Genomic DNA, 14630 nt, shown 5'->3' with positions numbered 1-14630 from the left:
TTTATCCTCTTGGCATTTGTAAATTATACTCAACATAATTTACCATTTTTTTTTCTCATAGCGTAAGTTTTGAAATAATAACAGCAAAAAGGAGCTTATAGACTTAGAGTTAAAATTAAATAGCTGCCTATAATCAAATAAAGGATTCTCATTAATTGTTACAAAAACTTTATGAGGATCATGGAGAGTTCCCCAAATCATTAAAGTAATTACAGGAATGATAGTGCCAAAAGTAAAGAATTGTATTATATCTGTAAAAGTAACAGCTTTTATACCACCAAAAGCCGAATATAATATTACTATAACAGCACTTGCCAAAACAGCATAAAAACTAGAAAGATTAAAGAAAAGTTGCAGCATGGTAGCTGAAACCTTAAATTGCAAGGCAACTATTCCGGTGCAAAGGAAAATACCTACTATAGCTGTAATCAATTGAACTTTTTTACCATATAGAGTACCCATAGCTTCAGCTATGGAAAGATTACCTAAAAACTCTGCCATACGTGGAGCTAATAAGTAACCAACAATTATGAGAGCCAAAGGTTCACCAATTGCTGGAATGATAAAATATAAACCTTGTTTATACGATTCACTAACTGCCTCAGAAAAGAAACCGCCCCCTATACAAGTGGCAATAATTGTAGCAGTTATAGTACTGGTGGAGAAATTGCGGTTTCCTATAGCATATTCGTTAATATTTTTTATACCACGACTATAAAATAGACCTACTGCTAAGTTAAAAATTAGAAAAATAGAAAAAATGATTGTATCCCAATCCCAACTTAAATGCATATAATCTTCCCCTGAATGTCAATAAACTGTAAGTTTTTGACCACCAAATACAAGATTTTTAGAGAAAGTGAATCTAGATTGGTGATCGGGGAGTTCAAAACACTGTAAGCAGACAGCTATGGTAACCGTCGGGCTTAAATGTAAACACTTAAGCCGAACATACGATTACCATCCCCCCGACCATAAAAACCGAGAAGCACCATTTTACGGTAAATGCACACCGCTGCTTAAAGGAGGTTTTGAAACTCCAGAATTACTTTGCAGTAATTCCGCCTTAAATTTTAAATATATACTTGTATAAAGTCAATATAATGTTATTGATATTTTTACTTAATTATGGTTGATAAACATATTTAATTGAACTAATATTAAGCTTAGTAAAAAGTAAATTAAACTTTATGTATCTAGTAAACATTACTTCTGCCAAATCTCACTTATCATCTCTACTAAAAGAAGTAGAAGACAAAAATGAAGAAGTGATTATTGAAAAAGTGGGGAAACCAATTGCTAAAATCGTTAAATACAATCCTGTGAAATCTATTAATAGGCTTGGGATATTTAAAGATAAAATTAAAGTAACTAAAGATTTTGACAAATGGTCTGAAGAAATGGCAACAAGGTTAGGGATAAAGGAGTAGTTGTGAGATTATTACTTGACACTCATACTTTAATATGGGCATTGTCTGAACCAAAAAAATTACCCATTGTTACAATGTATACCTAATTACTTCACATCGATTATGCATAGAAATAACTTATTTTTAAATAAAATATTATTTGCTAAAATAGACTAGTTTTAAATTATCAAGTTCATTTGGAAAATGATTATATGAAAAAATGGCAAATTCAAGAAGTGAAAACAAAGCTAAGTGAGATAATACAAAAAGCAGTTAATGATGGTCCTCAAGAAATTAGTGTTAAAGGTAAAACTATGGCTGTTATAATATCAATCAACCAATATGTTGACTTAATCTCTCCAAAATCCTCTTTTGTTCAATTTCTACAAAATTCTCCGCTAAGAGGGTTGAAAATTGATCTTGAAAGGGACAAAAGTTCTTGTCGAGAAATTGAGTTGTAATTTAAATGAGTTACTTAATTGATACAAATGTAATTTCTGAACTTATCAAAGTAAAACAAAATACACGGGTAGTAGAGTGGTTTAATGCTGTACAAAATCGAGACTTATATTTAAGTGTTTTAACCATAGGAGAAATACGCAAGGGTATTGGTAAGATTACAGATATAAAAAGAAGAGAAAAGGTCTGTATATGGTTGGATCAAGATTTAACATCGTGGTTTGCCGGTCGTATTTTACCTATTGATCAGCAAGTAGCTAATAAATGGGGAGTAATACAAGCTCAGTTAGGTAGAACGTTACCAGCTGTTGATAGTTTAATTGCTGCTACAGCTTTACATTTTGATCTTATTTTAGTAACACGGAATGTTAAAGACTTCAGTTATTTAGGTCTTGAAATAATTAACCCATTTTAACCTTGATAATTCATATAATATATTTATAACACTCTAACTGTTGGAGTTTTATTGAGAAGGTTCATTATTATCAGAGGTAGTAGGCTTAATTCTGCCAACCATTTCATCTAGTGATACTTGAAAATAATCCGCTAATGCTACTGCAACTGTACTAGTAAGTGTCTTCTTAGGATTATTTTCTTTTAAAAATTTGGGAATAACATTTTGACTAAAACCAATAATTATACCTAATTGATATGGATTAATATTTTTCTCTTTAAGTTTTTTATTAAGAAAATGTCTTAAATTAATACTTATATCTTCTGAATTAATTATTTGAAAGTTATAATCTTTTTGATTTATAGAAACATATTCATTTCTACCAATTACTTCGTTCATAGAACATCTAAAATAATTAGCAATTTTCAATATAGTTTCCAATTCCGGATTAGCTCCTATAGAATTGATGATATTACATACGGTTCTATATAAAATATTACTCTCTTGTGCAAAAGCTTTACGTTTTAAATTATTATCTTTTAATTTATGTGTTAAAAATATTTGTATTTGATGAACAAGAGCCATACTTTAAATAATTTAATATCTCTAATAAAATGAATTACGGTAATTCATTTTTTCTTGACACCTCAAAATAATTATACTAGACTCCCAAAAATAGAATGAGAGTATAAAAAAAAGACCAATGATTATTGATTAATTTTTTAAAGCAAAGAATATACTTTGCTATATCTCAAACTAAAAAAGCCCAGTGTAACATTCAAGCGTTTAACTTATTAATAAAGTTAAAACTTGAATGTTACATTTAGGTTATAAACTAGTAAGTACTCTAAAGTTTACAAGGCTACAAGTACTTACTAGTGAAATTAATCCAATAGCTATTGCTATTAAATTACAACCATTATTGAGGTGTAACTATGATCATACACAAATCTCTCCCTCTAGTCAAATTCTATTATTTTTGCAGTTCTATAACATAAGTATCAGCAATACCATAGTATAGCTAGCCCAATACTAACGTCATTGTAAGAAGGAGTAAGGCGACGAAGCAATTGTTTTATGTCATACCTGCGAAAGCAGGTATCTTAAAAAATAGTCAAGAACACTATTTAGACTTTTCTAGACCCCTGTTTTCGCAGGGGTGACATCAAACTTGTTTCATCAAACTCAGCTTAAAGTAGCTCCTCGCAATGACAAGTTATAAACACATACGTCATTAATAAAGTAGTATTATGAAAGATAACCCACAACTCAGTAATATTCTTGAAGAGAATATTACTGAAGTTATAGAACCAACAGAAGAAGCACAAGACTTAGTTACTTTAACTAATTCAGTCAGTAGTAGCAGATTCTTTGGTATAGAAGAAGAATTAGACCCTATTACTCAAGCCATTAGACAAGAAATCCTGCAAAAACAGCGGAATATCTTAAAAGATTATATCGCTGCGAATCTTGATGTAACAGTAAATTACCATGACGATCAGGAATTTGCTGAATATCTTAAAAATGTCAATAACAGGGCAATAATTAACCAAGCATTTCTAGATAGCAAAGTTAAAGCTGAATTAGAAAGAACAGAGATAGCAGGCTATAAGAAAATTCACCATAATTTTGCTGATCGATTTCATACAATAAGTTGGCAAGATGATGATAGGCAAGACAATATCAGAAGCCAAATAGTAAGAAATGATTCAGGTGATGAGTTAGCTACTATCAAGGAAACAACTCATAAAATTAATACTCTAGTCTCTTTGTCAGATGGCACTTTTAAACAAATCAATAACTATCGAACCATAGATTTACCAACAGAATTGGTAAATAAAAGCGGTCCTATGCATTTGTCATTAGCTGTAAAAGATGAAAATGGTCGAAATATTTCCTTAGACCGAGCAGTATATTTTACTGCTCATTATAATAGTCAAGGTAAATTGTCAGAGATCAGTAGTCCAAAGCCAGTAAGGTTTAATGGTGAAGGAGATGAGGCAATAGGCTATATAGAACATCTAGGACATGTCTATAGTTTGCCAGTGACCCAAGGTAAATATCGAGAAATGATGTTAGCTTTGGAGAAGAATAAAGGTCAAGAAATCGACCTATCTCAACAAAATATTACTACTGCTCAGGATATGATAGTTACTGTTAATACAGTCAATAGTGATTTGTTAGTGCAAGAAGAAAAAAAGCAATATCATCATGATAAACAAAAATTAACCGAAGAAACATTACAGAAAACAGCTGAGCATCATGAGTTAGCAAAACGACAAGCAGAATCAATATCACAGGGAATGCAGTTAACAGAAAAGAGTGATAATGTTGCTAATCGACAATTATTTGAAAAAATGTCAAAAGATTCTCAGTATATCCATGACATGTCTCCTGAACAGGCAATCTTAAATGAATTACAACCATTAACTAGCTCACGAGAAAAAGAAAGAAAAGCATTATATGAGTTTGCTGAATTATATCCTGATCTAACAGGTAAGTTAGTAGCAAGACATTATGATACTCATGCAGTGGTATATCACAAAGAAAAAACAGCAGATGCAAGTAGTACGGCATTAGAAGAGTTAGAGAACCTTGTAAAAATATGTGGTGGTCATAAGAAATTAGGCTTAACTTCGGTAGAGAAACAATTACCTGAACTTGATAAAATACGACGACAAGGAGAGAAAGATGTAGACAAAGTAATGACCAAGATAGAAGAAGCTGATAAATCTTTTTATGAAAAACTGAAGAAAATACAACTATCGGCTGATAAATTACCAGAATCTAATCCTGATAAAGAAAAATTGAATATTTTTGTAAAACTAAAGCTGGAAGCACAAGAGTCAATTAATACCAGTAAACCGCCACTAGAAAGCAAAAAAATAGATGAGTCTTTAAAAATGGAAACTGAGACAACTAAAAAAGTAGATCGTATGATAGGAAGATTTATGAGTAAATATTCTCCATCTAATACACCACCACCATTAAATAGATCAAAACTACAATTAAATAACACTAAAGGGAGGTAACTATGCCAGGCAAGCAATTTTTATATAGTAGAGTACGGATGTCTAATACATCAAGGCAGGAGCAAGGGAAAATAGACACTTATTTAGATAATCAGTATCAAATTGATTTGACCAAAGTTTTAAAAAATTATGACTCAGACATGTCTATGTTGGAGACAGTTAAAAATATTGAACTTTCAGAATGCCAAGAAATATTTAATAATAGCCAAAAAAATACCGCTTGGGATTTATATTTACATTTAGTGGCAGGGAAACAAGAGGTTGCTTCATATTTGTCAGAATATTTAAGAAAAGGTTATGGTACTGTTAAAGATGAGTTCCTTGCTGATTTAACTCTGAGCATAGGAGTCGAGTTGGGAGATCAGGACTCAATTAAACTAATGGAAAAAATATCAATATCATCTCAAATACGAAATGTAGCCAAAGAATGTTTACTAGAAATCATCCAACATAAATTAGGGGTAGAAGGTAGAGAAATATTATGTGATGAGATGATGTCTAGAGGTAAAGCATTTGCTTATTTTGTTGAGGAATTATCAGGTCATTCCTATTATCAAACTATCCAAGACTCTGGAACAGCCGGAATAAAATACTGGAGTAATTTTGTTAAGCCAGCCTATTATTGTTTATCTGAAATTACAGATGAAGTGCCAATAGCAGGGGCATTACATGATCAAGAATGATATCGTCATTGCGAGAAGTACGTAAGCACTACGAAGCAATTGTAAGTTAAAAGTATGATATAATAGATGTTGAAGTCAATATAAATAATGATTTATACTGACTTATAAGGGGGTATTACAGCGATAGTCATTAATAATACTAAATGACTATCGCTGTGCAGGCGTGAGCGACCGTGAAGCAATTGGTCTTAAGATCGTATGGATCTTGGTACTCTAGCCCAAATCCCCGAGACGTTTGAATAGTTGATTGGGATGCCTTTGCACTCCCGCTTACAATCGTAAACATTAAAAGTCTTCGAGGTATTATGCCATTATATAATAATTTTATTGGTCTTGATATAGGAAAATTCAATTTTGTTGTTGCTATTCATGGAAAAAAAGAAACTAAAGAATATAATAACAACTCTAATGGAATAGCTGATTTTATCAAGGATTACAAAAAAGAGATTAGTTCTGCATTGTGTGTTTTAGAAACCACAGGTGGATATGAAATGGAACTATTACTAACGCTTTGCAATCAGGGTTTTGCTGTACATAGAGCCAATACTCGCAAAGTTAAAAACTTTATTAGGTCTTTTGGGAATGCAGCTAAAACTGATAGTCTTGATGCTAAAGCTCTAGCACTTTATGGTTTTGAACGGTCAGAAAGATTAGAACTATTTAAAGTACAATCTAAGCAAGCTTTAAACTTGTATGAATTAGTCGGACGTAGGAACGACCTCAAACAAATGTTGATTGCAGAAAAAAATAGGTTTCAGTCCCCGAGAGCTGATTTAATCAAGTCTAGTTGTGTTAAAATAATCGAAGTACTAGAAGAACAAATTGCATCTATTACTAAAAAAATAGATGACTTAATAGCAAAAGATAAACTCTTGCAGGCTAAGAAAGAGACACTGCAAACTATTAGTGGTATAGGCACAGTAGTATCTAATGAGCTTATAGCTTTGTTACCTGAACTTGGTACATTGAACCGCAAACAAATAGCATCATTAGTAGGTGTTGCACCAATATCTAATGATAGCGGTAGATATAGCGGATATAGACATACAGGTCATGGTAGAAGTTTTGTTAGACCTATGTTGTTTGTAGCTGCTATGGCTGCTAGAAATTCTAACTCTGAACTGAAGGTATTTTATGAAAAATTGATCAATAGAGGAAAAAAGAAAATGGTGGCGATGGTAGCATTAATGCGGAAAATCATTGTGATTGCAAACGCTAAGTTACGTGATTTAACTAGCTCTGCAGAAGCAATAAAAATTTAAACCAAATTTATTTAAATTTTTATTGCGAACATAGTTGATCCAAATCTAATAATTTTTCTAGATTGCTTCGTTGCTACTAAAAGTAGCTCCTTGCTAATAGACTAAGCAAGTTTTAAAGTAAACATTCAATAGGGAGTCGTTTATGACCGGTAAAAAAGTCATTATCCTGCTACATTCGTTACATGAGTCTCATAGTCAGCAACTACAAGAATTTTTGAGAAAGGAGTTCTTAGATAAAATTAAAGCATGTAGTAAAAGGCACAGTACCATAATAGATGTTCCTGTTGTAAAACTGGCATTAAAATACGTTATCAAACACCAAGCAGATCAGAAACGACACTCTGGTGAGCCATTTTACCATCATCCAATACAGGTTGCATTAATAGCAGCTGGGATTTCCTGTAAAACTGAAATAATAGCAGCATCCTTATTGCATGATATTGTAGAGGATACAGCACTTACTATTAGTCAGATATGGTTTTCATTTGGCACAAAAATAGCAGAATTAGTTAACAAACTGACGAAGCTTGATGATATTACAATAAAAAAAATAAAAATTGAAGGAGAACATGCCTTGCAGAAATTACGTGAGTCAGAAGATATAGATGCATGGTATATCAAGCTTGCTGATAGGCTACATAATATGCAAACTCTTCATTACATTAAGTCAAAAGAAAAACAGAAAAGAATCGCTTTGGATACTTTAAAGAACTTTATCCCGTTGGCAAAACTAGCTCGAGTAGAATGGATAGAACAAGAATTATACACATTAGCTATCAAAACATTAGAGGAGAATTAATACATTTTTTATTTTTTATTAATAGTTTAGTCAAATTGTCTCTTTGCCTCAAAATATCCACCATCCTTGAGAATGTCACCTTCTTTACTCCTGTTAATCGACGAAACTGTTCATCCTCCAACTCTTTAACCTGATCGAATTTCATTATTACTCCAAATCAGATACTTATAACACCTCTCTTCCTTAAAGTCTAGTTTTGAAAGAGGTCTATTATCTCAGAGCAGTTTAAAAATACGACAACATCAAACACCAATACTTGGCAATTGAAGGGTATTGTTTTCTAAGTATGTAGTCTTCAAAAATAATGGGGAAAAATGCCCCCTATTTATTTTTAAAAGGATCACATAATTTATTACTTAATGTTTAGTTACACCGTTTACTACAGAGAAAGTAACAAAAAATAACAAAAGAGGAGAATTATGGTCGATTCAAAGAAAATACTAGGCACAAGTCAGAAAATAACTAGCAAACAAAATTGTCTAGATGACAACTGGAATAAGAGTTTCTTATATCTTAGTTATGGAATAATTGGCATTTTACTTACCCTTATTACATCAGAAAGTTTAGCAGTAGATTTAGGTAAATTTGGTAAAGGTGTAACTGAACCACTGGTAAAATTTGCCGCGGATTACTGGGTTTATGGTGCTGGTATTGGTGGTATTACCACAGCCATTATGTCTGAAGGTGATGGTCGCGTTCGGGTATTTCGTGGCGGTACAGTTTTTATAGGTAGCAGTGCTGTTTGTATGGGCATACTTGCTGCTATGGCTTAAATCAAGTGTAAATTGTAACAATATTGGTTTTTTACTTGTGAGATTCAATTATGGAAAGAGTACGATTTAATAATTGCTTAAACAAACACGTTAGATTTTGGAACATATCTATTGGTTCAATAGTAGGGGGCATTAGCTTTGGGTTAATCATTTTATGTTTTAAGGGCGTGCTATGGTCTTTTGCTGGTGGTGCTATTGGTTTTGCTATAGGTGGTTGGTTTATGCATCTATCAAGAATCTATAGTGTCATATGATATGGCTATTAAATATAAACCAAATTTTGAGCAGTATATAATAATAAAGGAGGCTCTTTAAACATATTAGGAAAATATCGAGAAGCGATAGAAAATTTTGATATTGCTCTTAAATACAACTATAAATACCTAGAAGCCTATTATAACAAAGGTATATCTTTAATGTATTTATGGCAACACCAAGAAGCAATAAAAAACTATGATCTTGCCATTAAATACAAACCTAATTATGCTGAGAGCTACAACAATAAAGGGATATCCTTATTACGTCGATTCGGGATAAGGGATAAGAAAGAATAGTGTAATTATCGTTATCGGAAGCCCAAAAAATATATGAAGAAAATATAAAAAATTTCCCTGTTTAAACTCCTTAACTTTGCCGTTCCTTGCATGATCTTTAGTATTGGGTCATATATGGTAAAACACATAGAAATAGTTTCAAAGAGTCAATAATTGTATAAGCTCTTTAACCATTAACTCGGCTAACTGCAACTTTAATACAATATAGCCGTAAATACTATACAATGAGGTTGATAGATCACCAACAACAGTTTTTTTATGTTATTACATAATGCACTGCATTTTGTTTGGTGCTTTTAATGAAGTGGTTAATTTTAAAACGGCATAATGCTTATTATACGATTAGATATACCAAAATATAAATGCGTAAAACATGATCATCCTGCAGGGATAAGGCATTTGAGTAAGATAAATTATTGCAGGATATTTTTCTATAACAGAGAAGAAATTAACAGCAATTCCGACTCCTAGTTCGCTTTTGCCCCGTTTCTGTAATTTAACCCATAATTATAATTTATCTCTTGAAATTATCGCAGATTTTATGTAATATTCTTTATGTTTCAAGCAATTAAGTATACCACAAATTATAGAAGCTGTTGGAAACAATCTTAGAATACTAACCTTTGGGGTTTGTCGTACCTACTTGAAATGGGTATTTTAAACAACTAGTAATATACTATATATTCATGGTGACACATAATATGGATATCAAGATTTAGTGAATTCTTAGGAAAATTATGCTCATCGAGCTGTCAAAATCTGTAACCTTCCTAGCATTTAAAGCTAGGTCCAACAATCTCACAGTTTTTTGAATTGTGAAATTAATTAAGATTATTAATGTAGGATTTATGATAAGAATTATTAATATAGAATTAATATTATCTATAATAAAGATGGCAATCGCAATATTATTGTGTTTAATCTTTATTTTTAGTGTGTGCTTTTTGGCGTCTATACCAAAAGGAGAAGTAGGGGAGGTTTTAAGATACAAAATAAATGATATACTCTCAACAAGAGCGGAAAAAGCTGAACAAAAGACCAAACAAATCAAGCAAATTATTACTACTTTAGAAAATACAAATAGCTTAATTCCTGCGTCAGGTTTATTTTCCGCTACAACAAAAACTTTTCAACTTACCCAATTAAATAAAATTTCTATATTTTCTCAGGATTACATGGGGGCTACTCTAAAAGTAAAAAACTTAACAAACAAAAAATGCAACTTAACTACTTCTATGTTTGAGAAGATATTTAAAAAATATGATTTAATTAAATTTACAGAAACTATTCTTGACCCATCAGAAGAGGCTTTAGTATATCTTGTTTTTAAAAAGGTGAGTTTTAGTTTCGATGCAGACGAAAATGTTGAGTATGTTAAGATTAATTTCTTACTAAGAGAAGATTTCAACTACATAACAAGAAAAACTGACCTGAAATATAGGGAATTTGCTGACCAGCTATTTCAGGAAAATAAGTGTTCTGAAACATATTCATCAACTGCTTTTTTCTCACCAAACATTTGTGATACACTTTATACAGAGTTACGAGAATATCGCTGTTTTAAGAAACTGTTAGTTGGCTTTGAGACTGATCTGCTTCAAGCTAATAACACTTTTTGCCAAGAATAATAGGGCGTGTCCATAATTACCAACATACTTTTGTTTAAAAAAGATGTTGGTAATAGTAACCATTTTTCAACTAACCTTAATATTGGTAATTTCCTCCTTTTTAATTAAGGTAGCTTGCTCAATAATATCAAAGTCGACTCCTGCTTGCAGTAATTTTTGTGCTATGTTTAATCTGTCATCCTTTTGTTCCTGTAAAAATATTTCTGTAATCTTTTCAAAGTTCTCAATCCTTATAGGACCAGTTTGTTTCTTTAATCTAATCCATACATAGAGCATTGACCGACTAATTTTAAAGGTCTCGCATGTAAATGCTATTTTTTTATGTTTTTCATAATGTTCTATAACTCTAGAACGTAAATCATAACTGTATGGTGACGGCATATTTCTATTATATAATTTTTTTATTATCTATTATTATAACTAATATCTAACTATATGTTAACTGCTATAACGCTAGGTTTGACTTGAGTTATATTTGTCTTTAATCTTAATATTGGTCTATTATACATAATATATCTTATCATTGATAAGCGATATAGATTGAATTATCTAGAAGATTTTAGTTTTTGGATTTCCTCAATAGTTCAACATCTAGTTGCTTATTAGATTTATAATTAAACTAATCATTAATTCTTTTTGCATTGGATCACTTTCTGCAATAAGCAAGGCAAGCGATGTCATGCTATTTGTTCCCATAGTGTTAAGCCCAATTTTTGCTTTACTCAAATAAAGCAAAAATAATAAACTACCTATTCTCTTATTACCGTCACTAAATGGATGATCCTTGATAATGAAATATAATAGATGTGCTGCCTTGGCTTGCGATGATTGATATAATTGCTCTCCGCCAAATGTTTGATCTATATTACCTAAAATAGCACTCACGGCATCATCCCTTTCAACTCCAAATAAATTGCCGGCTTCTGCTCCTTGTTGTTGTAATTCTTGTCTTAATACTAGTATTGCCTGTATTGATTCTTGGTAATTTAGTAAACCACTACTTGCCTCCTGCAAGTTCGTTGGCATATTTAAATTATCTTCGTCATACTTAATCAGCATATCCCATGTTTTACTATAGGCTTTAATTAGACTAACTAGCAAAACTTACGCTATGTTATGTCTTAGAAATGATTAGAACCCTGATTTTAAGCCGTTGAATCCTAGTAGAAGATTTTAAGAATATGCTACCACTAAGGCATTGGTTCTAAACATAGCGTAAGTTTTGTTAAATTATCTTACGCATAATTGCCACTAAACCTAATAATCTTTACTAATTTTTTATAAAAATACTTTACATATTAAAATACACTTTGTACTATACAAAGTATATGGTTTTGGAAATAAAGAAGCTTTCGAGCAAGTTAATAAAATCTCATTAAGCTATCAACCTTAGGATAGTGGTTAAAATAGAACATTCATTAGAACTGGGTTACATAATGTACCCAGTATTAATTTAACTAATAAATTATATGGAGTAATTATTTATGAAGAAAAAAGCAACCATTTTAGATGATAAAAAACAAGAAGAAGGTCAACAACTAAGTGTAGCATTGGATGTATTTGAGGAAGCTAGGAGTTTTATAACAGCAGGTATTGCAGATGTAGACAAAACAATTGAAGGGGAGAATACACTAGTTATCGGTAATACTAGAGGTGGGAAAAGTACGATAATTAATTATCTTTTATCTAATCCTTTGAAAGTTGCAAAACTTGACCCAAATGCTAAAGGCAAGGATGGTAAGGTATTAAAGATATTTGCTGTAGATCCAACAGCAGGACCTGAGATAGGAGCTACTGGTGGATCTATGACCACCGTTCCTAAAAAATGGTATAATTCGGATGGAGCATATAAAAAAACTATATGGGATTGTCCAGGGTTTGGCGATAATAGAGGACCTGCGGTAGATATATCTAACGCATACCTTTTGTCTAAGTTACTTAGTAATGCTAAAAATATAAAGATAGTTTTGGTGTCTGATATTAAAGATATTACCAACGATAATCCTGCAGGTTTTGTGGGACTAATAAAACAAGTAAATTATCTCTTCGGTGACTTAGATAAAATTAAGGATTGTAGCATATTGCTTGTCACTAAAGTAAAGAATTACGATGTTCATGACATAACTGTTGATATCAAAAAAATTGCTAAGAATGTACAAGACCCAGAACTAGATAAGGCATTTATTCAACATCTAGCCAATAATGAAAAAATAACTATTTTTACAAAAGCCAAGAAGGAAGGTCTGCTTGATAGCAAAGATGCTGAGATGATAGCAAAAGATATTAACCAAATTAACAGCGAACAACAATTAGCTGTGAAGGTAGGGATTTCTCCAGACACCAAGGTCTTTATCTATAAAAATAGCTCTTTATTTTCAAATTTTATTAAGGAGGATTTAGATATAATTTTAGCAAGAGTTAAAGCATTAGTAGATGTAGACAAAATAGAAAAATCGGAAGATGCACATAAAGCAATTGAACATTTAAAAGAAATATCCGCTGAATTTAATACAAATGATCATAATGAAAGTATGAAAGAATTTCTTGAAAGAATACATAATATACTAATCAGAGAGGGACAGACTGCTTTAGAGAATTCCGGATTAAATAGTAAATTAGATCTTCTTGCCTTTATAAAAAGTATTATCGATATAAGAACATTAGATATTGAGTGTTTTAAAAATGATTTAAAAAATACAGGCTGTGAATTAATTGAAAAAATTACAATGCGTAAGCTAATGTTAGAAAATCAGGAAAATAAAATAACTAAAGAACAGATGGAAAAACAAATAGCAGAAACGCAAACTATAGTAAAGATGACACAAGACAATTTACAAAAACAGAACGAGGAAATGCGGAAATTACAAGATAAGCATAATGAGGACATGGCAAAACTTGCTAAAGATAATGCAGCTTTGCTTAAGGCACAAAACGATGCCTTTCAAAATCAATTATATAAAGTTGTACAAGAACAAAACGAGCAGATGCGGAAAATACAAAACGAGTATAATGCACAAAGGGCTAAAGAAAGAGCTGAGGAAAAAGCGGAAATGGCTAGGAAAGAAGCTGAATATAGAGAGGAGGTGGCTAAACGAGAAGCTGATAATGCAGCCTATAAAAAGGAAATGGCTAGGAAAGAAGCTGAACATAAAGCGGAAGTGGCTAAACGAGAAGCTGATGCAGCTCGGCTTAAGACACAGAAAGATGCTGAATATAAAGCGGAAGTGGCTAAACGAGAAGCTGATATTGTAGCCTTTAAAAATGAAATGGCTAGAAAAGATGCCGAACATAAAGCGGAAATGGCTAGAAAAGATGCTTTGAAAAATCAAACAAAGGTTATTCATCACTATCATGATAGTGATGATGACAGTTTCTGTAATATTATGTATGCGACTAAGGAAGAATATGACAATCCGTTGCTTAACAAGCCTAGAGTTATTGAAGAATATATAAGTAAGTTTGGTAAGAAGTCTTTTGATGATTTACTAACTCTCACCTCTCAATTAGAGAAAACTGAGGTTAAAGAAGTACTGGAACAACAAAACCCTGTAGATTCCTTGGCTATGTTAATGGGGTTAGATAGCGAAGTCTATAATTAAGAGACTTCCCTTTAACCAGGGTGATTTAAAAGTCGCAA

General features: G+C 31.7%; 15 protein-coding genes and 2 pseudogenes. 12 read left to right on the top strand and 5 right to left on the bottom strand.

Annotated elements, in window-relative coordinates:
- Nucleotides 1-39: 39 nt before the first annotated feature.
- The gene (locus ACFEL2_RS05500) at nt 40-792 is read right to left on the bottom strand and encodes a sodium:solute symporter (RefSeq protein WP_375331712.1); all 753 of its coding nucleotides are present in this window, start codon (nt 790-792) and stop codon (nt 40-42) included.
- A 398-nt stretch (nt 793-1190) separates the two neighbouring features.
- Here ACFEL2_RS05500 and ACFEL2_RS05495 point away from each other — a divergent pair, with 398 nt between their 5' ends.
- The 3 genes from ACFEL2_RS05495 to ACFEL2_RS05485 all read left to right on the top strand — a co-directional run bounded on the left by ACFEL2_RS05495 (nt 1191) and on the right by ACFEL2_RS05485 (nt 2283).
- Nucleotides 1191-1430 carry a type II toxin-antitoxin system Phd/YefM family antitoxin gene (locus ACFEL2_RS05495; RefSeq protein ID WP_375331711.1) on the top strand — a complete coding sequence of 80 codons (240 nt, stop codon included), beginning with the start codon at nt 1191-1193 and terminating at the stop codon, nt 1428-1430.
- 191 nt (nt 1431-1621) lie between these two features.
- Nucleotides 1622-1870 carry a type II toxin-antitoxin system Phd/YefM family antitoxin gene (locus ACFEL2_RS05490; protein ID WP_341751270.1) on the top strand — a complete coding sequence of 83 codons (249 nt, stop codon included), beginning with the start codon at nt 1622-1624 and terminating at the stop codon, nt 1868-1870.
- Nucleotides 1871-1875: 5 nt separating this feature from the next.
- Nucleotides 1876-2283 (top strand): type II toxin-antitoxin system VapC family toxin, encoded by a 408-nt coding sequence (locus tag ACFEL2_RS05485; RefSeq protein ID WP_341751269.1) that lies wholly within the window; start codon nt 1876-1878, stop codon nt 2281-2283.
- A 48-nt stretch (nt 2284-2331) separates the two neighbouring features.
- On the opposite strand, the gene ACFEL2_RS05480 is transcribed toward ACFEL2_RS05485, so the two are convergent.
- Nucleotides 2332-2847, bottom strand: a complete 516-nt coding sequence (locus tag ACFEL2_RS05480; protein ID WP_341751268.1) for a helix-turn-helix domain-containing protein — start codon at nt 2845-2847, stop codon at nt 2332-2334.
- 665 nt (nt 2848-3512) lie between these two features.
- Between ACFEL2_RS05480 and ACFEL2_RS05475 the strand changes: the two genes are divergently transcribed.
- From ACFEL2_RS05475 to ACFEL2_RS05460, 4 genes are all read left to right on the top strand, one after another.
- Nucleotides 3513-5294: a Sca4 family protein gene (locus tag ACFEL2_RS05475; protein WP_341751267.1), complete on the top strand. Its 1782-nt coding sequence runs from the start codon at nt 3513-3515 to the stop codon at nt 5292-5294.
- A gap of 2 nt (nt 5295-5296) precedes the next feature.
- Nucleotides 5297-5977: a hypothetical protein gene (locus tag ACFEL2_RS05470; RefSeq protein ID WP_341751266.1), complete on the top strand. Its 681-nt coding sequence runs from the start codon at nt 5297-5299 to the stop codon at nt 5975-5977.
- Between the two features lie 305 nt (nt 5978-6282).
- Nucleotides 6283-7239, top strand: a complete 957-nt coding sequence (locus tag ACFEL2_RS05465; RefSeq protein WP_341751265.1) for an IS110 family transposase — start codon at nt 6283-6285, stop codon at nt 7237-7239.
- A 142-nt stretch (nt 7240-7381) separates the two neighbouring features.
- Entirely contained in the window at nt 7382-8038 is a 657-nt protein-coding gene (locus ACFEL2_RS05460) for an HD domain-containing protein (protein ID WP_341751264.1), read from the top strand.
- Nucleotides 8039-8063: 25 nt separating this feature from the next.
- Here the strand turns inward: ACFEL2_RS05460 and ACFEL2_RS05455 are convergent.
- Nucleotides 8064-8183, bottom strand: a pseudogene (locus ACFEL2_RS05455) (IS5/IS1182 family transposase); the annotation flags it as partial.
- A gap of 274 nt (nt 8184-8457) precedes the next feature.
- Here ACFEL2_RS05455 and ACFEL2_RS05450 point away from each other — a divergent pair.
- From ACFEL2_RS05450 to ACFEL2_RS05435, 4 genes and pseudogenes are all read left to right on the top strand, one after another.
- A complete protein-coding gene (locus ACFEL2_RS05450; protein WP_341751263.1) occupies nt 8458-8811 on the top strand; it encodes a hypothetical protein in 354 nt (117 codons plus the stop codon).
- Nucleotides 8812-8861: 50 nt separating this feature from the next.
- Nucleotides 8862-9065 (top strand): hypothetical protein, encoded by a 204-nt coding sequence (locus tag ACFEL2_RS05445; protein ID WP_341751262.1) that lies wholly within the window; start codon nt 8862-8864, stop codon nt 9063-9065.
- Nucleotides 9040-9332, top strand: a pseudogene (locus ACFEL2_RS05440) (tetratricopeptide repeat protein); the annotation flags it as partial. The gene ACFEL2_RS05445 and the pseudogene ACFEL2_RS05440, both read left to right, overlap by 26 nt.
- Nucleotides 9333-10213: 881 nt before the next feature.
- A complete protein-coding gene (locus tag ACFEL2_RS05435) occupies nt 10214-10993 on the top strand; it encodes a hypothetical protein (protein WP_341751260.1) in 780 nt (259 codons plus the stop codon).
- A 66-nt stretch (nt 10994-11059) separates the two neighbouring features.
- Here ACFEL2_RS05435 and ACFEL2_RS05430 read toward each other — a convergent pair whose 3' ends face one another.
- Nucleotides 11060-11374 carry a helix-turn-helix domain-containing protein gene (locus tag ACFEL2_RS05430; RefSeq protein ID WP_341751259.1) on the bottom strand — a complete coding sequence of 105 codons (315 nt, stop codon included), beginning with the start codon at nt 11372-11374 and terminating at the stop codon, nt 11060-11062.
- Nucleotides 11375-11584: 210 nt separating this feature from the next.
- A complete protein-coding gene (locus tag ACFEL2_RS05425; RefSeq protein ID WP_341751258.1) occupies nt 11585-12094 on the bottom strand; it encodes a type II toxin-antitoxin system death-on-curing family toxin in 510 nt (169 codons plus the stop codon).
- A 383-nt stretch (nt 12095-12477) separates the two neighbouring features.
- Between ACFEL2_RS05425 and ACFEL2_RS05420 the strand changes: the two genes are divergently transcribed.
- On the top strand, nt 12478-14592 hold the full coding sequence (locus ACFEL2_RS05420) for a hypothetical protein (RefSeq protein ID WP_375331710.1): 2115 nt from the start codon (nt 12478-12480) through the stop codon (nt 14590-14592).
- Nucleotides 14593-14630: the final 38 nt, after the last annotated feature.

This window comes from Candidatus Tisiphia endosymbiont of Temnostethus pusillus (genome assembly GCF_964264675.1).
Lineage (GTDB): Bacteria > Pseudomonadota > Alphaproteobacteria > Rickettsiales > Rickettsiaceae > Tisiphia.
This window is presented reverse-complemented; position numbering and strand designations above follow the sequence as displayed.